The 24308-nt window shown below is 66.0% G+C and carries 21 protein-coding genes; 17 read left to right on the forward strand and 4 right to left on the reverse strand.

The genetic code is table 11. The features are described from left to right. Window positions 1–85: 85 nt before the first annotated feature. The 9 genes from pdxT (at window position 86) to OVA06_RS07980 (ending at window position 10074) form a co-directional block, all read left to right on the forward strand. Complete coding sequence (pdxT, locus tag OVA06_RS07940; protein ID WP_056079483.1) at window positions 86–796, forward strand: pyridoxal 5'-phosphate synthase glutaminase subunit PdxT; 711 nt, start codon at window positions 86–88, stop codon at window positions 794–796. Window positions 797–799: 3 nt separating this feature from the next. Further along, window positions 800–1555: a YebC/PmpR family DNA-binding transcriptional regulator gene (locus OVA06_RS07945; RefSeq protein ID WP_056079481.1), complete on the forward strand. Its 756-nt coding sequence runs from the start codon at window positions 800–802 to the stop codon at window positions 1553–1555. 65 nt (window positions 1556–1620) lie between these two features. Beyond that, a complete protein-coding gene (gene ruvC / locus OVA06_RS07950) occupies window positions 1621–2199 on the forward strand; it encodes a crossover junction endodeoxyribonuclease RuvC (RefSeq protein WP_261619698.1) in 579 nt (192 codons plus the stop codon). Window positions 2200–2298: 99 nt separating this feature from the next. Further along, window positions 2299–2940: a Holliday junction branch migration protein RuvA gene (gene ruvA / locus OVA06_RS07955; RefSeq protein WP_056079476.1), complete on the forward strand. Its 642-nt coding sequence runs from the start codon at window positions 2299–2301 to the stop codon at window positions 2938–2940. Next, a complete protein-coding gene (ruvB, locus tag OVA06_RS07960; protein WP_261619696.1) occupies window positions 2933–4018 on the forward strand; it encodes a Holliday junction branch migration DNA helicase RuvB in 1086 nt (361 codons plus the stop codon). The genes ruvA and ruvB overlap by 8 nt, the downstream gene beginning before the upstream one ends. 208 nt (window positions 4019–4226) lie before the next feature. Then, on the forward strand, window positions 4227–4655 hold the full coding sequence (gene yajC, locus OVA06_RS07965; protein WP_261619695.1) for a preprotein translocase subunit YajC: 429 nt from the start codon (window positions 4227–4229) through the stop codon (window positions 4653–4655). 93 nt (window positions 4656–4748) lie between these two features. Next, window positions 4749–6506: a protein translocase subunit SecD gene (gene secD, locus OVA06_RS07970; protein WP_268157485.1), complete on the forward strand. Its 1758-nt coding sequence runs from the start codon at window positions 4749–4751 to the stop codon at window positions 6504–6506. Continuing rightward, window positions 6506–7522, forward strand: a complete 1017-nt coding sequence (gene secF, locus OVA06_RS07975; RefSeq protein WP_268157487.1) for a protein translocase subunit SecF — start codon at window positions 6506–6508, stop codon at window positions 7520–7522. Before secD ends, secF begins: the two co-directional genes overlap by 1 nt. Window positions 7523–7683: 161 nt before the next feature. Continuing rightward, window positions 7684–10074: a RelA/SpoT family protein gene (locus tag OVA06_RS07980; RefSeq protein WP_326493574.1), complete on the forward strand. Its 2391-nt coding sequence runs from the start codon at window positions 7684–7686 to the stop codon at window positions 10072–10074. On the opposite strand, the gene OVA06_RS07985 is transcribed toward OVA06_RS07980, so the two are convergent. The 3 genes from OVA06_RS07985 to OVA06_RS07995 all read right to left on the reverse strand — a co-directional run bounded on the left by OVA06_RS07985 (window position 9955) and on the right by OVA06_RS07995 (window position 13234). After that, window positions 9955–10695 (reverse strand): type IV toxin-antitoxin system AbiEi family antitoxin, encoded by a 741-nt coding sequence (locus tag OVA06_RS07985; protein ID WP_261619692.1) that lies wholly within the window; start codon window positions 10693–10695, stop codon window positions 9955–9957. The two genes, OVA06_RS07980 and OVA06_RS07985, sit on opposite strands and share 120 nt — an antisense overlap. A gap of 99 nt (window positions 10696–10794) precedes the next feature. Further along, a complete protein-coding gene (locus tag OVA06_RS07990) occupies window positions 10795–12360 on the reverse strand; it encodes a DUF349 domain-containing protein (RefSeq protein ID WP_261619691.1) in 1566 nt (521 codons plus the stop codon). Between the two features lie 67 nt (window positions 12361–12427). Further along, window positions 12428–13234 carry a peptidylprolyl isomerase gene (locus OVA06_RS07995; RefSeq protein WP_268157492.1) on the reverse strand — a complete coding sequence of 269 codons (807 nt, stop codon included), beginning with the start codon at window positions 13232–13234 and terminating at the stop codon, window positions 12428–12430. A gap of 245 nt (window positions 13235–13479) precedes the next feature. Here OVA06_RS07995 and hisS point away from each other — a divergent pair, with 245 nt between their 5' ends. The 3 genes from hisS (at window position 13480) to OVA06_RS08010 (ending at window position 17704) form a co-directional block, all read left to right on the forward strand. Then, window positions 13480–14853: a histidine--tRNA ligase gene (gene hisS / locus OVA06_RS08000; RefSeq protein WP_268157494.1), complete on the forward strand. Its 1374-nt coding sequence runs from the start codon at window positions 13480–13482 to the stop codon at window positions 14851–14853. A 148-nt stretch (window positions 14854–15001) separates the two neighbouring features. Next, window positions 15002–16801: an aspartate--tRNA ligase gene (gene aspS / locus OVA06_RS08005; RefSeq protein ID WP_268157496.1), complete on the forward strand. Its 1800-nt coding sequence runs from the start codon at window positions 15002–15004 to the stop codon at window positions 16799–16801. Between the two features lie 141 nt (window positions 16802–16942). After that, window positions 16943–17704 carry a GNAT family N-acetyltransferase gene (locus OVA06_RS08010; RefSeq protein ID WP_442793576.1) on the forward strand — a complete coding sequence of 254 codons (762 nt, stop codon included), beginning with the start codon at window positions 16943–16945 and terminating at the stop codon, window positions 17702–17704. 99 nt (window positions 17705–17803) lie between these two features. Here OVA06_RS08010 and OVA06_RS08015 read toward each other — a convergent pair whose 3' ends face one another. Then, the gene (locus OVA06_RS08015; RefSeq protein WP_268157500.1) at window positions 17804–18478 is read right to left on the reverse strand and encodes an acVLRF1 family peptidyl-tRNA hydrolase; all 675 of its coding nucleotides are present in this window, start codon (window positions 18476–18478) and stop codon (window positions 17804–17806) included. Window positions 18479–18545: 67 nt separating this feature from the next. Here OVA06_RS08015 and OVA06_RS08020 point away from each other — a divergent pair, with 67 nt between their 5' ends. The 5 genes from OVA06_RS08020 (at window position 18546) to alaS (ending at window position 24308) form a co-directional block, all read left to right on the forward strand. After that, window positions 18546–19946 carry a replication-associated recombination protein A gene (locus tag OVA06_RS08020; RefSeq protein ID WP_268157502.1) on the forward strand — a complete coding sequence of 467 codons (1401 nt, stop codon included), beginning with the start codon at window positions 18546–18548 and terminating at the stop codon, window positions 19944–19946. Between the two features lie 172 nt (window positions 19947–20118). Beyond that, window positions 20119–20745, forward strand: coding sequence for a 30S ribosomal protein S4 (gene rpsD / locus OVA06_RS08025; RefSeq protein ID WP_015937210.1), 627 nt, complete (start codon window positions 20119–20121; stop codon window positions 20743–20745). Window positions 20746–20889: 144 nt separating this feature from the next. Continuing rightward, a complete protein-coding gene (locus OVA06_RS08030) occupies window positions 20890–21264 on the forward strand; it encodes a DUF948 domain-containing protein (RefSeq protein WP_015937209.1) in 375 nt (124 codons plus the stop codon). A gap of 16 nt (window positions 21265–21280) precedes the next feature. After that, the gene (locus OVA06_RS08035; RefSeq protein ID WP_015937208.1) at window positions 21281–21511 is read left to right on the forward strand and encodes a DUF6167 family protein; all 231 of its coding nucleotides are present in this window, start codon (window positions 21281–21283) and stop codon (window positions 21509–21511) included. 112 nt (window positions 21512–21623) lie between these two features. Further along, the gene (gene alaS / locus OVA06_RS08040; RefSeq protein WP_056079943.1) at window positions 21624–24308 is read left to right on the forward strand and encodes an alanine--tRNA ligase; all 2685 of its coding nucleotides are present in this window, start codon (window positions 21624–21626) and stop codon (window positions 24306–24308) included.

Consider the following 24308-nt stretch of genomic DNA (forward strand, 5'->3'; position numbering starts at 1 on the left):
GAATATATCCCAGCCGCGGCATGCAACCGCCGGAGTGTGACCCGCGCCGGCCGGGCGGACAGCAGCGGGCCCGTATGCTGGACGGATGACAAACTCCCTTTCCGCCGATTCCGCACGCGTGGGCTCGGGCCTTCGGATCGGCGTCCTGGCGCTTCAGGGCGACTTCCGCGAGCATCTCCGTGCCGCCGCGGAATCCGGCGCCGAGGGGGTCAGCGTCCGGCGCCCCCAGGAACTCGACGGCCTGGATGGGCTCATCATCCCGGGCGGCGAGTCCACAGCCATCGACAAACTCGCGCGTGCCTTCGGGCTGGCGGAACCACTGCGTGAACGCATCGCCGGCGGACTGCCGGTTTACGGTTCCTGCGCAGGCATGATCCTGCTGGCCTCGGACATTGCCGACCCCGCCACAGACCTTTCGGGCGCTCCCCAGCAGACATTCGGCGGGCTGGACATGACCGTCCGCCGCAACGCCTTCGGACGCCAGCGGGAATCCTTCGAGACGGACCTGGACTTCAAAGGCCTGGACTTCAGCGCCACCGACGCCGGTGTGGCTCCGGTCCATGCCGTCTTCATCCGCGGTCCATGGGTGGAGCGTGTGGGCCCCGGGGTGGAAATCCTGGCCCAGGTTGAACCGGCCGATCCCGAGCATGCATCCCACAGCGCCGCGCTGCCCGGGGCGGCTAGAATTGTCGCAGTGCGTTCCGGCCGGCTGCTGGCCACCTCCTTCCATCCGGAAGTGACCGGGGAGAAACGCGTACACGAACTTTTTATCCGCATGATCAGAGGAGAAGCGTAAAGCATGTCAGGCCACTCCAAATGGGCGACGACCAAGCACAAAAAGGCGATCATTGACAGCCGCCGCGCAAAGTCCTTCGCCAAGCTGATCAAGAACATCGAAGTTGCCGCCCGCATGGGCGGACCGGACCTGGCCGGCAACCCCGGCCTTGAACTGGCTGTCACCAAGGCGAAGAAGACTTCGGTCCCCAACGACAACATCGACCGCGCCATCAAACGCGGCGCCGGGCTCACCGGCGAAGTGGTGGACTACACCGAAATCATGTACGAAGCCCGCGGCCCGCAGGGTTCCGCCCTGCTGATCGAGTGCCTCACCGACAACAAGAACCGCGCGGCATCCGAGGTCCGCCTCGCCATCTCCCGTAACGGTGGCACCATCGCCGATCCCGGGTCCGTCAGCTACCTGTTCAACCGCAAGGGCGTGGTGAACCTGCCCAAGAACGGCCTGGGCGAAGACGACGTCCTCATGGCCGTCCTGGACGCCGGCGCCGAAGAGGTCAAGGACAACGGCGAATCATTCGAGATCCACTCCGAGCCGGGGGACCTTCCGGCCATCCGCGAAGCCCTCAAGGACGCCGGCATCGAGTACGACACCGATGAAGTGGAGTTCGTTCCGTCCATGCAGGTGGAGCTGGACGTTGACGGAGCGCGGAAGTTCCTGAAGCTGGCCGACGCCCTCGAAGAGCTGGACGACGTGCAGAACGTCTACAGCAACGCCGATCTCAGCGATGAAGTCCAGGCCGCCCTGGAATCAGAGTAAGCGGCGGCTTTGCCAGCTGACCTGCGCCCGCCGCAGCAGCGCCCATCCCGCCATACTCCGTCCCCATGACTCTCCGTGTCCTGGGCGTGGACCCAGGCCTGACCCGCTGCGGCATCGGGGTGGTGGACGTCGAGCGGAACCGGCGTGCCACCATGGTGGCCGTCGGCGTCGTCGGAACCTCGCCCGACGAATCCCTGGACCAGCGGCTGCTTGTGATCGCGACTGCCATCGACGAATGGCTTGATCGCTATGAGCCCCAGGTGCTCGCCGTCGAACGGGTTTTCTCGCAGTTGAACGTCAGCACCGTGATGGGTGTGGCGCAGGCCTCCGGCGTAGTGATTGCAGCAGCGGCGCGGCGGGGGATCCCGGTGGCGCTCCATACGCCGTCGGAGGTCAAGGCCGCCGTAACGGGCAGTGGCTCGTCGAACAAGGACGCTGTGACCAAGCTGGTCACCAAGATCCTCCGCCTCGACGCGCCGCCCCGTCCGGCCGATGCCGCGGACGCCCTGGCACTGGCCATCACGCACGCCTGGCGCGCCGGAAGCGGGGCATCGGTTGCCACCACCGGTCCGGGCAGTTCGGCACTGACACCGGCCCAGCGGGCATGGGCCGAGGCCGAAGCGAAGGCGCGCCGCGCACGCTGAATGTCCCTGCAGCTTGCTAGGGTATTCGTAAATATGTTCGGATAACCGGCTCCGCCTCTTGCCAGGCAGCGGGCCGGCAGCACAAGCAGGAGCCAGGCCTTGATCAGTTTCCTCCGCGGAACCGTAGCGCACGTAGGCCTGTCCACGGCCGTCATCGACTTGAACGGTGCGGGCATGAGCGTCTACGCCACCCCCCAAACCCTCAGCAGGCTCCACGTTGGCGAAGAGGGAAAAGTTTTCACCTCCCTGATCGTCCGCGAAGATTCGATGACGCTGTTTGGTTTTGCGGACGACGACGAACGTGAAGTTTTCGAGGTCCTGCTGAGTGTGAGCGGCGTGGGCCCGCGCCTCGCACTGGCCGTTTTGGCGGTCCATGAACCTGAGGCGATCCGCGTTGCGGCGCATACCGGCGACAACAAGACCTTCACCAAGGTTCCCGGGATCGGTCCGAAGGTAGCGGGACGGATTGTCCTTGAGCTGGCAGGCAAGCTTGTTCCGCACGGCACGGCTCCCGCTGCCGCCACCACCGCGGCGGAGGCCAGCTGGAAACCGCAGGTGGTTGCCGCCATGACCAGCCTGGGCTGGTCCGAAAAGGACGCGTCGTCGAGCATCGACAAGGCCCTGGCGGACGAGCCCGAAGTGTCCTTCCGCGGCAACGTCCCGGAAATCCTCCGGACCACCCTCCGCTGGCTCGGCCAGGACGGTGCGCGGGCAGGCAACCGCGTAGGCAGCCGTGGCTGAACCGTCACTGGTGGCAGCGGGGGAGGAGCCTGAGGAACGCGCCATTGAAGCCGCGCTCCGCCCCAAGAACCTGGACGACTTCGTGGGCCAGCACCGCGTGCGGAAGCAGCTGTCCCTGGTCCTGAAGGCGTCCCGCATGCGCGGCCGCAGCGCCGACCACGTGCTTTTTTCGGGTCCGCCGGGTCTCGGCAAGACCACCCTCGCCATGATTGTGGCGGCGGAAATGAACGCACCGCTGCGCATCAGCAGCGGCCCCGCCATCCAACATGCCGGAGACCTCGCCGCCATCCTGTCCTCGCTGTCCGAGGGCGAGGTCCTCTTCCTCGACGAAATCCACCGCATGTCCAGGCCGGCCGAGGAAATGCTCTACATGGCCATGGAGGATTTCCGTGTGGACATCGTGGTGGGCAAGGGCGCGGGCGCCACCGCCATCCCGCTGGAACTTCCCCCGTTCACTCTGGTGGGTGCCACCACCCGGGCCGGGCTGCTTCCCGGTCCGCTGCGGGACCGCTTCGGTTTCACCGGCCACCTGGAGTTCTACTCGGTTCCGGAGCTCGAACTTGTCCTGCGGCGTTCCGCCGGCCTGCTGGACCTGAAGGTCAATTCTGCCGGCTTCAGCGAGATCGCGGGCCGGTCCCGGGGCACGCCCCGCATCGCCAACCGGCTGCTGCGCCGCGTGCGCGACTGGGCCCTGGTGCACGGAGTAGACCAGATCGATGCCCGCTCCGCGTCGGCAGCACTCGACATGTATGAGGTGGACAAGAAGGGGCTCGACCGGCTGGACCGTTCCGTCCTTGAGGCGCTGATCACCAAGTTCGGCGGGGGGCCCGTGGGGCTCTCCACCCTTGCGATCGCCGTCGGCGAAGAAACCGAAACAGTGGAGACGGTGGCGGAGCCGTTCCTCGTCCGCGAAGGTCTCCTGGGCCGCACCCCGCGTGGCCGCATCGCCATGGCACCGGCCTGGACACACCTTGGCTACGCCATCCCCGCCGGCGTGTTCGGCCAGGAACAGCTGGATCTCTTTGACCGCGAAACGGGTGCCGAGGTCCCGGGGGACTGGGCCCCGGAGAGCCAATAACAGGCTCCCTCCAGCTTTTCCCCTTAGACTGGTATGACGCTCGGCACGTTCGGGTCTTTGTTGTGCGCATGGCCTGTTGGTCGCGCTGCCGGTGCAGGAGGTCCGTCAGGGATCGGCTTCCATGACTGTTCCGCCCGGCACAGACAAAGTCCGGCGCTGCCGGAAAACCAGCCAGGTACCACAAAGGACGGAATTCCCCTTGGATCCAATGTCAATTCTCCTGTTCGTCATGCTCGGCGTGTTCATCTTCATGATGTTCCGCCGCAACAAGAAGACGCAGCAGCAGCAGGCGGAGCTCCAGTCGAAGTTCGGCCCGGGCGTCGATGTCATGACCAGCTTCGGACTCTTCGGCCGGATCGTTGACATCGATGAGGCCGAAAACAAGGTCACCCTGGAACTCTCGCCGGGCAACCTGGCCACCGTGCACCGGCAGTCCGTCACCAAGGTGATGGAACCGGCCGTTGCGCCGGAAGCCGCTGCTCCCGCCGTACCGGACGATGCCTCGTCCCTGACCGCTCCGGAAGCCGCCGGCACCACGGCTGCGCCGGCCACGGCCGCCGAGACAACAGCGTTCCCGGCCGAGACCCCGGACGAAACCCTGAAGCGCCTCAACGATGAGGGCAAGAAGGACAGCTAGCCCTTCCGGCTCCTTAACCCCTCTACCGCTGCGGACAACCGCCGGTGCACATGCGCACCGGCGGTTCCTCCGTGAATAAGAGAAAGATCGACAATGGCACGAACTGGCCCCAAGAAACCCGGCCTCAGGGTCCTGGTCTGGCTGGGCGTAATCATCGCCGCGTTGACCGCCGTCCTGGCCGCCGGCACCGCCGCCGGACAGGCAAGCTGGTCGCCCAAGCTGGCACTTGACCTCGAAGGCGGTACCCAGATGATCCTGGCGCCAAAGGTCGAGGGCGGTTCTGACATTAATGAGGAACAGCTGAACCAGGCCGTGGCGATCATCCGCCAACGCGTTGACGGTTCCGGCGTGGCCGAAGCGGAAATCAGCACGCAGTCAGGCCGCAACGTGGTGGTGAGCCTCCCCGGCACGCCGTCCACTGCCACCCGCGACCTTATCCAGGCATCCGCGGACATGAACTTCCGGCCCGTGCTCCTGAACGGAGCCGGAGCTGTTGTTCCGGAGGAGTCCCGGGCACCCGAGGATCAGCTGCCCAAGCCAACCGCGGCGCCCGCCAACAGCAGCGACATCAACTGGATCACGCCGGAAATCTACCGCGAGTTCGAGGCCCTGGACTGTGACAACGCCTCAGCCGAGAAGGCCGAGCGTTCGGATCCGACCAAGCCGCTGGTCACGTGTGAACCGGCAACGGACACGAGCCCGGCCATCAAGTACATCCTGGGACCTGTCGAGGTGAAGGGCAGCAACATCGTCACTTCCTCGTTCCAGCTGCAGCAGGGCGCCCAGGGAGCCGTCACCAACGACTGGGCAGTCAACATCCAGTTCAATGAGGAAGGTACCGCGAAGTTCAAGGAGGTCACCGAGCGCCTCAACCAGTTCTACGTGGCCGCCGGCGGCGAGTCGGGCAACGACCCCAAGGCACAGTTCGCCATCGTCCTCGACGACCAGGTCATTTCCGCTCCGCGTTCACTGGCTGTCATCACGGACGGCCGTCCGCAGATCACGGGCGGCTTCACCGAGCAGACAGCGAAGGCACTGTCGGACCAGCTGCGCTTCGGCGCCCTCCCCATCAGCTTCGAGATCCAGAGTGAACAGCAGATCTCGGCGACCCTGGGTGGCGAGCAGTTGCGCATGGGCCTGCTGGCCGGCCTCATCGGGCTGCTCCTGGTGGTGGTCTATTCGCTCTTCCAGTACCGTGCCCTGGGCTTCGTGACCATCGCCTCGCTGGTGGTGGCAGGCGTCCTGACGTACCTGGCCATCGCCATCCTGGGCTGGACGGAAAATTACCGTCTGTCCCTGGCCGGCGTTGCGGGCATCATCGTGGCCATCGGCCAGACGGCTGACTCGTTCATCGTCTACTTCGAACGTATCCGCGATGAGCTGCGTGAAGGACGCGGCCTGGTCTCCGCCGTCGAGAACGGCTGGAAGCGGGCCAAGCGCACCGTGCTCGCCTCCAAGGCCGTCAACCTGCTGGCCGCGCTGGTCCTCTACTTCGTCGCGGTGGGCAACGTGCGGGGCTTCGCCTTCACGCTCGGCCTGACCGCCATCGCCGACCTCATTGTGGTCTTCATGTTCACCCACCCGACGCTGCAGCTGCTGGCGCGGACGCGCTTCTTCGGCGAAGGCCACCGGTTCTCCGGGCTTGACCCCAAGCGCCTCGGCGCCGTACCGCTCTACCGCGGTGCCGGCCGCGTCCGGACCCCCGAAGACCGTCCGGCCAATGTCCGTGCCAAGAATGCGGGAGCCGCCGCGGAAGCGGAACGCAGGATGACCATTGCCGAACGGCGGCTGGCGGAGAAGCAGGAACAGCTCGCCGGTCCCTCGAAGACCGCTGCGAAGGAGAACAAGTAATGTCAGGCTTCGCCAATTTCGGCAACGAGCTCTACACCGGGAAGCGCTCCTACGAATTCGTGGGAGCCAAGAAAATCTGGTTCCTGATCGCGCTGGTGGGTGTGGCGCTGTCCATCATCATTCCTGTAGCCAAGGGCGGGTTCAACCTGGGTATCGAGTTCCGGGGCGGCTCGGAATTCACGGTCTCCAACGTGAAGACCACGGACGCCACGGTGGGGGAGAAGGCCGTCACGGATGTTGTGGCCGGCAGTGTTCCGCGTGTGGCCAACGTGGCCGGAACCACCATGCGCATCCAGACGGACAAGCTCACGGATGACGAGACGCTGCGCATCAAGGAGGGGCTGCATACCGCCTACGGTGTCACCGAGAACGAAGTTACCTCCACGTTCGTGGGACCCACCTGGGGTGCCGACGTCACCAAGCAGGCCCTGATCGGCCTGGTGGTTTTTGTCCTCCTGGCGGCCGTGCTGATGGCCCTGTACTTCCGTACGTGGAAGATGTCCGTCTCGGCCCTCGCCGGGATGCTCGTCACCATGTTCATCACCGCCGGCGTCTACGCCCTCAGCGACTTTGAGGTGACCCCGTCCGCCATCATCGGGTTCCTGACGGTGCTCAGCTACTCCCTCTACGACACCGTGGTGGTCTTCGACAAGATCCGCGAGAACACGGCGGAGATTGACTCCTCAACCCGCCGCACGTTCGCCGAGGAAGTCAACCTTGCCGTGAACCAGACGCTGGTGCGTTCCATCAACACCATGATGGTGGCGATCCTCCCGGTGGGCGCCATCCTGTTCATCGGCGCCGGCCTTCTGGGCGCGGGAACACTGCGCGACCTGTCGCTCGCACTGTTCGTGGGAATCCTGATCGGTACGGCGGCCACCATCTTCGTGGCGGCGCCGATGTACGCCTGGCTGCGGCAGAACGAACCGGACCTGGTCAAGCAGGCCCGGCGTGTGGAGCAGCGGCGCAGCAGCTCCGCCGAGCGCAACGCTTCAACGGAGCCTGCCCAGGCCTGATCGACATAACCCGCGCCGGTCCAGCCGGTGTTCCCGGCCACGGGCCGGACGGTGTGGAAATCACACTGTCCGGCCCGTGGTCGTTTAAGTGCCCCGGTTATAAATCTCTGCGTGCGGAGGAATAGACTGAGGTAATTAAGACGGTGGTGAGGGGTGCTTCATTGGAAGAACGTTCGGCGTCGGCGCCAACGGCTCAGGGAGAAAACAATTCCACCGGTGGCCATACCGGGGTGGCTGCATCGGCGCGCCCCGGATCCTTGGTGCCGGTCGACAACTCCGGCACCCGCGCCACGTTCCCCGGCCGCAGGGAGCGCACCCGTTCAAGGCTTGCCCGCCTGACCGGCCGTGGCGCCGCCACCTATTCACCCATCCTTGAGCCGCTGCTGCGCACCGTCCGGGCCAACAACCCCAAAGAGGACTTCGACCTCATCCAGCGCGCATTCGATGTCGCTGAACGCAGCCACCGGGGACAGAAACGCAAGAGCGGCGACCCCTACATCACCCACCCGGTGGCGGTGGCCACCATTCTTGCCGAACTCGGTTTGAGCGGGACCACCCTGGCGGCGGCCCTCCTGCACGACACCGTTGAGGACACCCCTTACACCCTGGCGGACCTGAAGCGTGATTTCGGTCCCGAAGTGGCCATGCTGGTGGACGGCGTGACCAAGCTGGACAAGGTCAGCTTCGGCGAGGCAGCACAGTCCGAGACCGTCCGCAAAATGGTCGTAGCCATGGCCAAAGACATCCGGGTGCTCATGATCAAGCTCGCGGACCGGCTGCACAACGCCAGGACATGGAGGTTCGTCTCCGCCGAATCGTCCGCCCGCAAGGCCCGCGAAACACTCGAAATCTTCGCGCCGCTGGCACACCGCCTGGGCATGAACACCATCAAGTGGGAACTCGAAGACCTGTCCTTCGCAGCGCTGTATCCGAAGGTCTACGAAGAGATTGTCCGGATGGTGGGGGACAGGACCCCGGAGCGTGAGAAGAGCCTCGGCGTCATCCGCGACCAGATCACCGACGACCTCCGTACGGCCAAGATCAAGGCGACCATCACGGGCCGCCCCAAGCACTACTACTCGATCTACCAGAAGATGATCGTCAGGGACAAGGACTTCGACGACATCAACGACCTCATGGGCGTCCGGGTCCTCGTTGACTCCGTCCGGGACTGTTACGCCGCACTCGGCACCATGCACTCGCGCTGGAACCCGCTGCCCGGCAGGTTCAAGGACTACATTGCGATGCCCAAGTTCAACATGTACCAGTCGCTGCACACCACGGTCATCGGCCCCGGCGGCAAGCCCGTGGAAATCCAGATCCGCACCCATGAAATGCACCGCCGCGCAGAGTACGGCGTGGCAGCGCACTGGAAGTACAAGGACCAGCCCAACCGCGCGGCGGTGGGCCCGGGCAGCCCCCGGGACGGCGATATGGGGTGGCTGCGTTCCCTGGTTGACTGGCAGCAGGAGACCTCCGATCCGGGCGAATTCCTCGATTCGCTCCGATTCGAGATCAACGCCCGTGAAGTTTTCGTCTTCACGCCCAAAGGTGAGGTCATGGCGCTGCCTGCCGGATCCACACCGGTGGACTTCGCCTACGCGGTCCACACCGAGGTGGGGCACCGCACCATCGGTGCCCGCGTCAACGGGAAACTGGTTCCCCTCAACAGTGAACTCAACCACGGCGACTGGGTGGAGATCTTCACCTCCAAGGCGGAAGGCGCAGGGCCCAGCCAGGACTGGCAACACTTCGTCAAGAGCGCCCGGGCACGGAACAAGATCCGCCAGTGGTTCAGCAAGGAACGCCGCGAAGAGGCGATTGACCGCGGCAAGGAGCTGCTGACCCGTGCCATGCGGAAGCAGAATCTGCCGCTGCAGCGGCTGATGACGCACGAGGCCCTCGCCACCGTGGCCGAAGAATTCAAGTACGTGGATATTTCCGGCCTGTACGCCGGTGTGGGAGACGGCCACACGTCCGCGCAGTCCGTCATGGAGAAGCTAGTCGAAAGCCTCGGCGGCACCGAAAACGCCGACGACGACATCAGCGAAGTCAGCATTCCCACCCAGGTCACCAAGGCACGGTTCTCCGATTCCGGTGTTGTGGTCCGCGGTGTGGGTGATGTGTGGGTCAAACTGGCACGTTGCTGCACCCCCGTGCCGCCGGATCCCATCCTCGGCTTCGTCACACGGGGGTCAGGGGTGTCTGTGCACCGCACAGACTGCACCAACATCTCGGACCTCAAGGATCAGCCGGACAGGATTGTTGATGTGGATTGGGCACCCACCCAGTCCAGCGTATTCCTGGTGGAAATCCAGGTTGAGGCGCTCGACCGCAAGTCACTGCTCTCGGATGTGACGCGAATCCTGTCGGAAAATCATGTGAATATCCTGGCTGCCAGTGTCCACACCTCCACCGACAGAGTTGCCATTTCAAAGTTTGCTTTCGAGATGGGTGACCCCAAGTACCTCAGCCACGTCCTCAGCGCCGTCCGCCGGATCGACGGGGTCTTTGATGTCTACCGCACCACCGGGAACAAGCGCCGGAGCTAGCCGGGAAAGCTTTTCCAGTGCCGCCTTTTTGTGTGGCACGCGCGGGGTCGCCTCGATCGCGAGCACCAGCAGCCGCAACCGCACGTCCTTTTCGGGGCGGGCCAGCAGGTTCGCCAGCGTGGGAACGGCACGTTCGGCGTCCACATGCAGGGCGATATCCAGAGCGGTCCGCAGTGGGCTGGACACCATGAGTCCGCCCATGCTGACCACGTCGAAGGGACCCAGCTTCACCTCGTGCAGCGTGCAGCCCCGGGTATTCCGCAGGCTCGAAACGCGGCGCTTGGCGTCCACCAGGAGGGCAAGGCGGTCCGGCTCGTCAGCACAGCCGTAGATCCAGGCTGCAGTCATCCGTCCCGCCACGACGCGCTGCCGGACCTGGGACGGCACGGAGCCGGCGGCAGCACGGGCACGCAATTGGGCAGAGGCGGCAGATCCCGGGAGGGTGTAGCCATGCTGATGGAAGCGGGCCAGGATCCCGTCGGCGGCCAGTGACTGCAGTTCTGGCCAGGCGAAAGGCCGCCCGGGCGCATAGAGTTCCGGGAACCGCGCCGGGGCCGTGTGGTGCGGCGGCGGATACTCCAACCCAGCTCCGGCCGGCGTGGAATCAGATGGTGAGGCCATTCCTCCATCCTGCCAAGGAGGTCCTGATACACGCAGGCCCGATTCGGGTTATGTGGATAACCGGAACCGGGCCTGCGGCGTCGTCAAACAGGAAAGGCGTCAGCTCAACTCGCTGGCGGAACGCTGGATCTGGTCGAGCCAGGCCTGGCGTGCCTCAAGGGCTTCCCTGGCTGCCTTAATCTTGCGCTCGTCACCGCTCTGTTCTGCCTTGGCAAGGTCATCCTGCAGGCCGGCAATGGCGCTCTCGAGCTGTGACAGGGCACTGTTGGTACGCGCCTTGCGCTCGGGGTTCGAACGCTGCCACTGTTCTTCTTCGGCCTGCCGGACGGCGTCTTCGACCTTGCGCAGCCCGGCTTCGATCCTGCCCATGTCGGCCCGCGGGACCTTTCCGGCCTCTTCCCACCGGTCACGGACGGACTGCAGCGCCTTCTTGGCACCCGCCAGGTCCTTAATCGGGAGGATCGTGTTGGCCTCGGCCAGGAGGGCTTCCTTGACCGTCAGGTTTGCGGAGTATTCCTGGTCGATCTCGTCGTTGGCAGCCTGCCGGGACGTGAAGAAGACATCCTGCGCGGCACGGAAACGTGCCCACAGTGCGTCATCGTCCTTGCGGCTGGCGCGGGGTGATGCCTTCCACTGGTCCATGAGGCGGCGGTATTCGCCCGCGGCGTAGCCCCAGTCGGTGGAGCTGGACAGGGCCTCAGCCTCGGAAATCAGCTTTTCCTTGGCGGTCTTCGCAGCGGAATTGTTGCTGTCCAACTGGGAGAAGTAGGCCCGGCGGTGCCGGTCAAACACGGTGCGGGCCGCCCTGAAGCGCTTCCAGAGGGCGTCCTCGTTGCTGCGGCCCAACCGGACGCCGCTCTTCTGTGCGGCCTTCCAGTTTTCGAACAGCTCGTTCATCCGGGCACTTGAGGTCTTCCACTGGGTCTGCGCCGGGTCCTGCCCGGAGATCTCCTCGGCCTCGGACACGATGGCTTCGCGGGCTGCAAGTTCAGCCGCCCGGACGGCGTCGTGCTCTGCCTTTTCCGTCTTTTCCAGCTCGGCAATGTGGGTCGCCAGGGTGTCCAACCGGGCTTCGGCCGCCCGGAGGTCGCCCACCATGTTGCGTTCCGCAAGCTGTTCGTGGAGGTGGGTGACAGTTTTCTGCATGTCGGTGCTGGGCGCCTTGGAGCTTACGCGCTGTTCAAGGAGCACGATCTGGGCCACGACGTCGTCGTACTTCCGCGCGAAGTAAGCCAGCGCTTCGTCATCGCTGACGCCCGGGTACTGCCCGACGGCGTGTTCTCCGCCGTCGATCGTCAGGAAGACGTGGCCGTCGCCTTCCACGCGTCCCCATTTGGCTGCCTCAGCAGGCGAGGTGGCTGGTGCCGCAGGTGCCACGGCAGCGGCCGGTGCAGCAGCCGCCGGCTTTGGACGTGACGCGAAAGCTGCAGGGGACGGGGCCGAAGGCCGGGGTCCGGGTGCAGGAGACGGGGCAGGGGCTGCCGGTTCTGCGTCCGGGGCAGGAGCCTCGGCGGGCTGTTCTGCCTGTGCGCCGGCCTCCTCCACGCCTTCGGTCGCGGCTTCCGGGGCCGTTGCGCTGGTTGCTGCAGTTTCTGCGTCCGTGGCGGGAGCCGCCGCGTCGGTCACGTCTGCTGCTGTTTCGTCGGATTTCTGACTGTCTGTCACCGCTAAAAGTCTTTCGCTTGGAGGGAACTGCTCACGTCCTGCACCGCGGCCGCCATGGCCGGGCTTCCTACTTCAGAGAAAACGAGTCTATCGTGACTGCTTGAACGGGCGCGCCGTCCGTGTCGCTGCTGCCCGGGGTGATCCCTTCGGCAGCGATGCCGGTCACCACGTCCAGGCCTGAGGTCACCTTGCCCACCACGGTGTAGCCGCCGGCGGAATCCGCTGGAATGTTCGTGTCTTTGTAGACGATGAAGAACTGCGTTCCGTTGCCGTAGGCGTTGTTGCCGCTCCGTGCCACGGCAATGGTTCCGGCCGGGTAGGAGTTGTCCGCCGGGGTGTTTTCCAGGGGGCCCCACGTGTAGTTGGGATCGCCCTGCCCGTCGCCGTTCGCGGAGCCGCACTGCAGCACCCCGAAGGCGTCCGAGGTGGTGAGCCGGTGGCAGCTCTTGCCGTTGTAGAAGCCCTCGTCGCTGAGGGACTTGAAGACCGCGGCGGCCTGCGGTGCGGTGGTTCCGTTGAGTTCGACGCCCAGTGGCTTGCCGTTCAGCACGAGATCCCCGGTGAACGTCTTCCCCGCCGCGGTGCCGGCGGCCGGAATGTTGGGCCCGTTAGTTGCCGGTGCTGACGGAGTGGCCGACGCCGACGGGTTGGTGAGGCCGGCTTCGGTGGCAGCAAACTCATCCTCGGTGGGGTTGCCGGCGAAGGCCGTCAGCTGAAGCACGACGGCGAGCACCACGGCGGCGGTTCCGGCGCCGGCGGCGACCAGGTTGTCGCGCTTGCGCCGCTGTTCCTGGTCCCGCCTCAGCTCGCGTTTGGCCTCCATCTGATGGATACGCCGTTTTGCTTCGCGGGCACTGCGTGAACTGGCCGCCAAGGCTCCTCCTCATGTGTGGCTGTGTTGTCTCTGTACTGCCTGGTTGCGCCAGGGTCCGTGGTGGCACCGGGCGCAGACCTCTGACGGCCAGGCCCTGCAGGTCCGGCGTATTAGAGATGCACACCGATGACGCATAAACTGACTGCCGCACATAGTTTATGCATGACAGGCTGGACAGCCGCCGCAGGGCGCCCCGACGGGCGGGACGCGGCTGGCGTCCGGCACCTTAAGAGGAGAGAACTTCCATGGCACGCACCGCCTCCCTGTCCGGATTCCCCGAGTGGCTTCCCGAGGAGCGGCTGGTGGAGCTACATGTGCTGGATACCCTGCGCCGTGTCTTTGAGCTGCACGGCTTCGCCTCGATTGAGACGCGTTCGGTGGAAACGGTGGGACAGCTGCTGCGCAAGGGCGAGATCGACAAGGAAGTCTACGGGCTCAGCCGGCTCCAGGACGATGAGGGCGGGACCCTGGACCGGGGCGGCAAAGCCGACCAGCACGCGCTGGCGCTGCACTTCGACCTGACGGTTCCCTTCGCCCGCTACGTCGTTGAAAACGCCGGCTACCTGGCCTTCCCCTTCCGGCGTTACCAGATCCAGAAGGTCTGGCGCGGCGAACGCCCCCAGGAAGGCCGCGCCCGTGAATTCACCCAGGCGGACATCGACGTCGTGGGCGATGGCGAGCTGCCGTTCCGCTATGACGTTGAAATCGCCCTGGTCATCGCCGAGGCACTCAGTGCGCTTCCCATCCCGGACTTCCAGCTCCGGGTCAACAACCGCAAACTGGCCGAGGGCTTCTACCGCGGCATCGGCCTGACGGACACCGCGGGCGTCCTGCGCAGCATCGACAAGCTGGAAAAGATCGGTCCGGCCAAGGTTGCCGAACTCCTGAAATCCGAACTCGGCGCCACCGATGAGCAGGCACAGAAGGCCCTGCAGCTTGCCGGCATCCGTACCGGGGACACGTCCTTCGTGGCCCAGGTCCGTGCTCTCGGCGTCAGCAACGACCTGCTCGACGAGGGGCTTAACGAGCTGGAGCAGGTCATCGACGCGGCCGTCCAGCGCGCACCCGGCAAGGTGCTGGCGGACCTTAGTATTGCCCGCGGCCTGGACTACTACACGGGCACCGTGGTGGAGACCGTCCTGGTGGGACACGAGCAGCTGGGTTCCATCTGCTCGGGCGGCAGGTACGACGCCCTGGCTTCCAAAGGCAACCGGAAGTTCCCCGGCGTCGGCCTGTCCATCGGCGTGACCCGGCTGGTTTCGCGCATCCTGAGCCAGGAGCTGGCCAAAGCCTCCCGTTCCGTGCCCACGGCGGTCCTTGTGGCCCTCGCGCACGACGACAGCTGGGGCGCTGCGCAGGACGTCGCCGCCCAGTTGCGCAGCCGGGGGATTCCCACCGAGGTGGCCGCCAAGGCCGAAAAGTTCGGCAAGCAGATCAAGTTCGCGGACCGCCGGGGCATCCCGTTCGTCTGGTTCACGGACGACGACGGCACTCACCAGGTCAAGGACATCCGGTCCGGTGAACAGGTAGTGGCCGCCCCGGAGACGTGGATGCCGCCGGCCGCCGACCTCGTGGTGCAGGTGGCAACCGCCGACGCCGTTCCTGCCCACGTCCCCTGAGCAGGGCTCCTCGCTGCTCTCCGTCCTGCCAGAGCTCCGGCCGTGGACGTCGGCTTCCGTCCTACGGGTAAACTCGGACGGAACCGGTCCCGGAACCATCGAGACCTTCCCTAAGTTTTTCCCGCTGTTTCCTCTAGAAAGGTGTGCTGTGCTTCGCACACATGACCTCGGATCCCTTCGTTCCGAGCACATTGGACAAACCGTAACCCTGGCCGGCTGGGTAGGCCGCCGCCGTGACCACGGTGGTGTGGCCTTCGTGGACCTGCGTGATGCGTCCGGCGTGGCACAGATTGTGGTCCGCGAGGAGGAAGTGTTCCACGGGCTGCGCAACGAGTACGTCCTGCAGGTGACCGGCACCGTCTCCAAGCGCCCCGAGGGCAACGAAAACCCTGCGCTTGGCACGGGTGAGATCGAAGTCATCGCCGAGGACGTCACGGTGCTCAACACCTCCGATCCGCTGCCGTTCCAGATTGATGAGCACGTGGAAGTGGGCGAGGAAGCCCGCCTGAAGCACCGCTACCTTGATCTCCGCCGCCCCGGCCCCAGCCGCAACATCCGGCTGCGCTCCGAAGCCAACCGGGTGGCCCGCGACTTGCTCCACGACGAAGGTTACGTGGAGATCGAGACGCCCACGCTGACCCGGTCCACGCCCGAAGGTGCCCGAGACTTCCTGGTTCCGGCCCGCCTGGCACCGGGCTCCTGGTACGCCCTTCCGCAGTCGCCCCAGCTGTTCAAGCAGTTGCTGCAGGTGGGCGGTTTCGAGAAGTACTACCAGATTGCCCGCTGCTACCGCGACGAGGACTTCCGCGCGGACCGCCAGCCGGAATTTACCCAGCTGGACATTGAGGCCAGCTTCGTGGACCAGGACGACGTCATCCGCCTCGGCGAGAACATCGTCAAGGCTGTCTGGAAGCTCATCGACGTGGAGATCCCCACGCCTATCCAGCGCATCACCTACGCGGACGCCATGGCCCGCTACGGTTCGGACAAGCCCGATCTCCGCTTCGGCCAGGAACTGACGGAGCTCACGGAGTTCTTCAAGGACACCAACTTCGGCGTATTCAAGGCACCCTATGTTGGCGCCGTGGTCATGCCGGGCGGAGCTTCGCAGGCACGCCGTGCACTTGATGCCTGGCAGGAGTGGGCCAAGCAGCGCGGGGCCAAGGGCCTGGCGTACGTCCTTTACAAGGAAGATGGCGAGCTCGCCGGTCCGGTCGCGAAGAACCTGACCGACACCGAACGCGCTGGCCTGGCCGACGCCGTCGGCGCCAAGCCCGGTGACTGCATCTTCTTCGCCGCCGGCGAAAAGACCCCGTCCCGTGCACTGCTGGGTGCTGCCCGCGTTGAAATCGGCCACCGCACCGGCCTGATCGATCCCAAGGACTGGGCTTTCTGCTGGGTTGTCGACGCACCGATGTTTGAGCCGGCTGCTGCCGCCGTCGCTTCGGGCGACGTCGCAGTGGGCGCAGGCCAGTGGACCGCTGTGCACCACGCCTTCACCTCGCCCAAGCCGGAGTTCCTCGACACGTTCGACAAGGACCCCGAGTCCGCGCTGTCCTACGCCTACGACATCGTCTGCAACGGCAACGAGATCGGCGGCGGTTCCATCCGTATCCACCAGCGTGACGTGCAGGAACGCGTCTTCGAACTGATGGGTCTGGACAAGGAAGACGCCCAGACCAAGTTCGGGTTCCTCCTCGAGGGGTTCAAGTACGGAGCGCCCCCGCACGGCGGCATCGCGTTCGGCTGGGACCGCGTGGTTTCGCTGCTGGCCGGTGTCGAGTCCATCCGCGACGTCATTGCCTTCCCGAAGTCAGGCGGCGGTTTCGATCCGCTGACCGCTGCCCCGGCACCCATCACTGCGCAGCAGCGCAAGGAAGCCGGCGTCGATTTCAAGCCTGAGGCGGTCAAGCCCGTCGAGGCCAGGAAGGCCGAAGCGGTCAAGTAACGCACCTCGCTGAGCGGCAGGAGGCCCCCGGATTCGTCGGGGGTGCCTCCTGCTCCTGCTTAACCCACCTTGGAGGAGATTGCCGTGTCCAGCACCCAACTTGACGCCGATGTGGCCGGATTCCCTGGCCTCGAAGCCGCCATGGACGCGGCATGGCCTGCGCCGGAACGCCACGACCTGGGCCCCTGGGTTCTTCGTGCTGCCGGGGGAGTGACCCAGCGGGCCAATTCGGTCTGGCCGAGGCCCGCCAGCGGTGCGGGGGAGCCGGAGCTGGCCGGGCTGCTGCGGGATGCCCGGTCCTGGTACCGCAGCCGCCGGCTGCCCCTGATCTTCCAGGTCACCGCCACCGCCGAAGCGGCTGCCCTCAATACCTTCCTGGACGTGGAGGGTTTCACCACGCAGTCCGAAACCCTGCTCATGACCCGGGGGCCAGCGCGCCTCGCCCGGGTTACGGAGCCGCGCCGGGCCGTCGAGCTCGATTCTGTTCCCTCTGCCGAATGGCTTGCCGTGTGGTGGGCGGTGGACGGACGCGGGGGTGACGACGAACTGGCCATCGCCCGGACCATCCTCCAGGGCTGCCCTGCCGTGTACGCCCTGGTCCGGGACAGCGCCGGCCGGCCCGCCGCCGTCGGACGCCTTGCCCTTCCGGACACCGGGCCAGGGGCGCGGGGCGGCCTGTACTCCATGGCGACGAGCCCCGAGGCACGCCGACGCGGTTACGGGACCGCCGTCCTGGATACGCTCCTTACGGCGGGGGCGGAGCGGGACCTTGCCGGGTACTGGCTGCTCGTCACCGCAGCGAACCACGGAGCCCAGGCGCTGTACGCCAACGCCGGATTCCGGGAAACCGGCCGCTACGCCTACCGCCAGGAACGGCCCAAGCGGCAGCTGACCGGCTGCTGACCCAAGCACCGCCACGGCCCGTCAACCCGGTTCGACGGCTCTCTGCCCGGATGATTTGCGGAACGTCGCGCCGGCACGGGCACAGTCGAATGGCGGAAGCTACAGCCCTGGCGGGTCCGTGACGGTGATCCGGATGGAACAGGCGTCGGAGGCGGCCTTCTTAACGACGGCGGCCCGTGGCTCCGGCACATCCAGGTACGCCAGGCGGTGCAGGCCGGCCCACCTGGCCAGCGCCGGGTGTCCCAGGACCGCTTCGGCGAGGGCCCTGTCCCCGCCCGGGCAGACATATTCGAAGGGTTCGGCCGCAAACACCTGGGCGGCCTGCAACGCCACGGCATCCACCAGGGCGTCAGCCTGGTTGGACCGGCGCCGGGCAAACCGCTGTTGTGACTGCCCGCCGGCCGCGGTGCGGGACTGGACATACCTGGTGCCCGCCTTGGAGGCCAGCAAGAGGCCCTCGGCGGCAATGCCGACACCATAGCCGCCGCGCCTGACCAGGAGCAGGCCGCACCGGCGTGGCTGGGCGGCCAGCGACGCGAGGCGTTCCAGCGGGCCGGCTCCCCGTCCGGGCCGCCCATGGGCGGGCCAGGGAGCTTCAAGGAGCGCTTCGGCGCCGTCACCGGCCAGGAGCCGCACGCCGTCGTCGTCTTCCCTTAGTACGAAACCGTCGTGGCTGGCGGCGAACCGCCCGGTCCAGCCGGCCAGCCGTGAACCGGAAACAAACGCCGTCCGGACCGAGGGGGAGCGTCCGCTGCCGGCGGCATTGATGGTCATGGCAGGTTCGGGTTCCTTCCGGATAGCTGTGGCGGGATCGCCGGGTGACTGGAAGTAGCCTATCTATGTGGATGATCTCTTTGGGCCGGGGCAAGGCAATGACGACGACGGCGATTCGGCCGCCGCGGGCAGCGCACCCGTGAGCTCCTCACCACGCAGTCCGCTGGCCGTCCGCATGCGGCCCCGCACCCTCGACGACGTTGTGGGCCAGCAGCACCTGCTGGGCCAGGGGTCGCCGCTGCGCCAGCTGGCAGCCGGAGCCGACGCCGCCGGACCGGCCGGACCAAGTTCGCTGATCCTGTGGGGACCGCCGGGGACGGGAAAAACCACGCTGGCCCATGTGATCGCCCGCGGGCCGGGCCGCAAGTTCGTGGAGCTCTCCGCGATTACCGCCGGCGTCAAGGACGTCCGCCGCGTCATGGACGACGCCCTGACTGCCCGTGACCTGTACAAGACCACCACGGTGCTGTTCCTTGACGAGATCCACCGGTTCAACAAGGCCCAGCAGGACGCTCTCCTGCCTGGGGTGGAAAACCGTTGGGTGGTCCTGGTGGCCGCCACCACCGAAAACCCGTCCTTCTCGGTGGTATCGCCGCTCCTTTCCCGGTCCCTGCTGCTGACCCTCAAGCCGCTCACCGACGCGGACATCGAAGGGCTGCTCAGCCGCGCCGTGGCGGACTCCCGCGGATTGGACGGCAAGGTTGAACTGGACCCCGAAGCCCTGGCGCACCTGGTCCGGCTGTCCGGCGGCGACGCCCGCCGTGCCCTTACCGCCCTGGAAGCCGCGGCCGGCGTGGCATTCGGTGACGCCGACGACGCCGAAGCCGGGCCGGTGACCGTGGAACTCAAGCACACCGAACGGGCCCTGGACGTCGCAGCCGTCCGCTACGACCGGGCGGGCGACCAGCACTATGACGTCGCCAGTGCCTTCATCAAATCCATCCGCGGCTCCGACGTTGACGCCGCCCTCCACTACCTGGCGCGCATGCTTGAGGCCGGCGAGGACCCGCGGTTCGTGGCCCGCCGCATCGTCATCTCAGCGGCCGAGGACGTGGGCATGGCCGATCCCACGGCGTTGCAGACAGCCGTGGCCGCCGCCCAGGCAGTGCAACTGATCGGCATGCCGGAGGGCCGGATCATCCTGGCCGAGGCGGTAGTCCACCTTGCGACGGCGCCAAAATCGAACGCCGCCTACATGGGCATCAACAAGGCCGTCGCCGACGTACGCGCCGGCATGGGCAACGGCATCCCGCCCCACCTGAGGGACTCGCACTACCCGGGTTCCAAACAGCTGGGGCACGGTAAAGGCTACAAATACGCCCACGACGCTCCGCACGCCGTGGCTGCGCAGCAGTATCCGCCGGACGATCTGGTGGGCCGGGACTATTACCAGCCCAACGGCAACGGCGCTGAACGCGACATCGCCGCCAGGCTGGAGCGGCTGCGGAAGATTGTCCGGGGCAAGTAACCGCCGTGCTAAGGTAGATGTTTGTCTGGCAAGGCACGGACGCACAATCCACCGAAATTTTTGTTCGATGGAACTGTGCCCTGCGCCCAGTAGCAAAAGGCAGCGGTTGGCCGATGCTCTCCATCAAGGAGGCCAGTAACACTGACACACCGCAGATATTGGAAGGACACAAGTGGCTAACAACACTCGTGCTCGCCGTCAGGCCCGCCTCTCGCGGTCCCTCGGCATTGCTCTGACCCCCAAGGCCGCCAAGTACATGGAGCGCCGCCCGTACGGCCCCGGTGAGCATGGCCGTGCCCGCAAGAAGCAGGACTCCGACTACGCCGTACGTCTGCGCGAAAAGCAGCGCCTGCGCGCCCAGTACGGCATCCGCGAAGCACAGATGACCCGTGCCTTCGAGGAAGCCCGCCGCACCAAGGGCCTGACCGGTGAAAACCTCATCGAACTGCTCGAAATGCGCCTTGACGCCCTGGTCCTGCGTGCCGGTTTCGCCCGCACCATCGCCCAGGCCCGCCAGCTGGTTGTGCACCGCCACATCCTGGTTGACGGCATCCGCGTTGACCGTCCGTCGTTCCGCGTCGGCGAGGGCCAGCTGGTCCACGTCCACAGCCGCAGCGAGACCATGGTTCCGCTCCAGGTTGCAGCAGCCGGCGCACACCGCGATGTCCTGCCTGCCGTCCCGGCCTACCTGGACGTCAAGCTTGAGGCACTGCAGGCCCGCCTGGTCCGCCGCCCCAAGCGCTCTGAAATCCCGGTGACCTGCGAAGAGCAGCTCGTCGTCGAATTCTACGCACGCTAAATACCAGCAGCGTATCCAAAGAAGCCCGTGGCAAGCGCCACGGGCTTCTTTGTATGTAAGGTACTTGGGGGACATCTGCCCGGCGCGGTTCGCGGGGTGCACAGAATGGTTCCGGTCCACAGAATTTCAAGGAGATGAACGTCTATGACTGGTGGCGATATCGCCGGCCTGGTCGCTGCCGGAGTGTTTGCACTCCTGGTGCTGCTGCTCGCTGTGCCCATCCTCAAGCTGGGCAAGGTGTTAGACGAGGTGCGGACGTCCATCCGGTCACTGAGCGACGGCGCGACGCCCCTGATGGATGAGGTCACGGCCACTGTGACCACTACCAACCAGCAGCTGAAGAAGGTGGACGGCATTTCGTCCAACGTCTCTGATGCTTCCGCCAACCTTTCAGCGTTGTCGTCGCTGGTGGCCGCCACCGTAGGTTCGCCGCTGATCAAGGTGGCCGCGTTCAGCTACGGCGTCCGCAGTGCGCTCTCCAACCGCAAGAAGCCCTCCACCGGCCGCCGCAGCCGCTAAGCCCCGAAAGTACACCATGAAACGACTTGTCTGGATGGGAATCGGCGTGGCCATCGGCGTTATCGCCTTCCGCAAGGTCACTGAGGCCCAGTCCGCTTTGGGCCCGGAAGGCCTCAACAGGGCTGTAGGCAGGCTGGCTGACGGCGTCTATGACTTCGCCGATGCCGTCCGCGCCGGAATGCAGGAACGCGAAACCGACCTGCGGAGTGCGCTCGGCGTCGAAACCGCGGACCTGGTCCGCAGCTGACGCCCCGGGCCATCAGCCCGCAACAACCCGGCAGGGAACCCGACCAGGCCCTGCCGCCTGAACGAACTTTCCGCGTGGTCAACCGCGGACCAAGAAGGGTATGAAACAGCTCATGAAATCGCAGGAGATCACCAAGCGCTGGGTGGACTTTTTTGTCAGCAAGGGCCACACGGCGGTTCCCTCCGCATCGCTGGTGTCCAGCGACCCGTCGCTGCTGTTCACTGTGGCCGGCATGGTGCCTTTCATCCCCTACCTCACAGCCCGCGAAGAGGCGCCCTACACCCGGGCCACGAGCGTCCAGAAGTGCATCCGCACCGGCGATATCGAGGAAGTGGGCAAGACCGCCCGGCACGGCACCTTCTTCCAGATGTGCGGCAACTTCTCCTTTGGCGACTACTTCAAGGAAGACGCCATCAAGTTCGCCTGGGAGCTGCTCACCACCAGCGTTGACGACGGCGGGTACGGCCTGCCGCCCGAGCTCCTGTGGGTGACGGTCTATGAGGAAGACGATGAAGCCAAGGAACTGTGGCTGAAGAACACCGGCGTTCCCGCGGAGCGCATCCAGAAGATGGGCAAAGCCGACAACTACTGGAACACCGGCCAGCCCGGCCCGGCCGGCCCCTGCTCAGAGATCTACTACGACCGTGGGCCCGCCTACGGCATCGAAGGCGGCCCGCTCGCTGACGAGACGCGGTACATCGAAATCTGGAACCTTGTGTTCATGCAGTACCAGATCGACAACGTCCGTTCCAAGGACGACTTCGACATCGTGGGTGAGCTGCCCAAGAAGAACATCGACACCGGCCTGGGCATGGAGCGCCTGGCCATGATCCTCCAGGGTGTCGAGAACATGTATGAGACGGACCAGGTCCGTCCCGTCATTGACAAGGCCGCCGAACTCTCCGGCAAGGAATACACCTCCGCCGAAACCCCGGATGACCCCCACCACACGGACGATGTCCGGATGCGGGTTGTGGGTGACCACATCCGGTCCGCCCTGATGCTGATTTCCGACGGCGTAACCCCTTCGAACGAGGGGCGTGGCTACGTCCTGCGCCGCCTGATCCGCCGTGCCGTGCGGTCCATGCGCCTCCTCGGCGTCGAGCAGGCGTGCCTCCCGGACCTGTTGCCGGCCTCGCGTGACGCCATGAAGGGCGTCTACCCCGTCGTCGACACGGACTTCGCGAGGATCAGCCGGATTGCCTACGCCGAAGAAAAGGCCTTCCTGCGGACCATTGCGTCCGGCACGGCGAGGCTCGAGGACGCAGTCAAGGAGTCCAAAGCAGCCAACAAGCAGCTTTCCGGCGAGGATGCCTTCGCCCTCCACGACACCTACGGCTTCCCCATTGACCTCACCCTGGAAATGGCCGAGGAAGCCGGGCTGAAGGTTGACGAGGCCGCCTTCCGCAGCCTGATGCAGGAACAGCGCCAGCGTGCCCAGGCCGACGCCAAGGGCAAGAAGGGCGGCCATGCCGATCTCAGCGCGTTCCAGGAGATCCTGGCCCAGGGCGAGACGGTCTTCACCGGGTACACCGAGCTCGACGGCGAATCCCGCGTCCGCGGGCTGCTCACCGGCGGCCGTCCGGTCCAGCAGGCAGCCACCGGCGACGAGATCGAACTCGTCCTGTCGGAAACACCGTTCTACGCCGAGGCCGGCGGCCAGGCCGCCGATACCGGCCTCATCACCGGCGACGGCTTCGTGGTCGAGGTCCTGGACGTCCAGCGCCCCATCAAGGGCCTGAGCGTGCACAAGGCGATTGTCCGCGAAGGTGAAATCGGCGCCGACTCGCTGGTGCGCGCCGCCGTCGACCGCGAACGGCGCCACGCCGCCGAGCAGGCGCACACGGGCACGCACATCGTGCACGCCGCCCTGCACCAGATCCTCGGCCCGGAAGCCACCCAGCGCGGATCCTTCAACAAAGCCGGCTACCTGCGGTTCGACTTCGCCTGGGGCGAGGGCCTGAGCACCGCAACCCGGTCAGAAATCGAAGAGGTTTCCAACCTGGCCATCCGCAACAACTACGCGGTGCAAACAAAGGTCATGGGCCTCGCGGAGGCCAAGGCCCTGGGCGCGATGGCTTTGTTCGGCGAGAACTACGGCAGCGAAGTCCGCGTCGTCGAGATCGACGGCGCCTGGTCCCGTGAGCTGTGCGGCGGAACGCACGTAGCCAACACCTCGCTGATCGGCAGCCTTTCCCTGCTGGGCGAACAGTCTGTAGGCTCCGGAAACCGTCGCGTGGAAGCCTTCGTGGGCATGGAGGCCTTCCGGCACCTCGCGGCCGAACGGGCACTCGTCACCGAGCTCACCGACCTCCTGAAGGTGCCGTCCGGGCAGCTGGCTGACCGGATCTCCGCAACGCTTGCCAAGCTCAAAGCCACGGAAAAGGAACTGGACCGGCTCCGCAAGGAACAGCTGGCAGCCGCAGCGGCCCAGCTGGTCAACAGCGCCAGGGACGCAGCAGGCGTCAGCGTCATCGCCCATGACGCCGGTTCCGTCAGCGGCGCCGACGACATCCGCGGCCTGGCGCTGGACCTCCGCAACCGCTTGGGCTCATCACCTGCTGCAGTGGCTGTTGCGGGCGTGGCCAACGACCGCCCGCTCGTCCTGGTAGCCACCAACGAAGCCGCCCGGAACGCCGGAGTCAAGGCAGGGGCCCTGGTCCGCCTGGCTGCCGGAGTCCTCGGCGGCGGCGGCGGCGGCAAGGACGATGTCGCGCAGGGCGGCGGCACCGATGCAGGCAAGGTGGGCGCCGCGCTGGCGGCAATCCTGGACGCCGTCGAGCGGCGCCAGTCCTGA

Origin of the sequence: Pseudarthrobacter sp. SL88, assembly GCF_026672455.1 — a bacterium.
Lineage (GTDB): Bacteria > Actinomycetota > Actinomycetes > Actinomycetales > Micrococcaceae > Arthrobacter.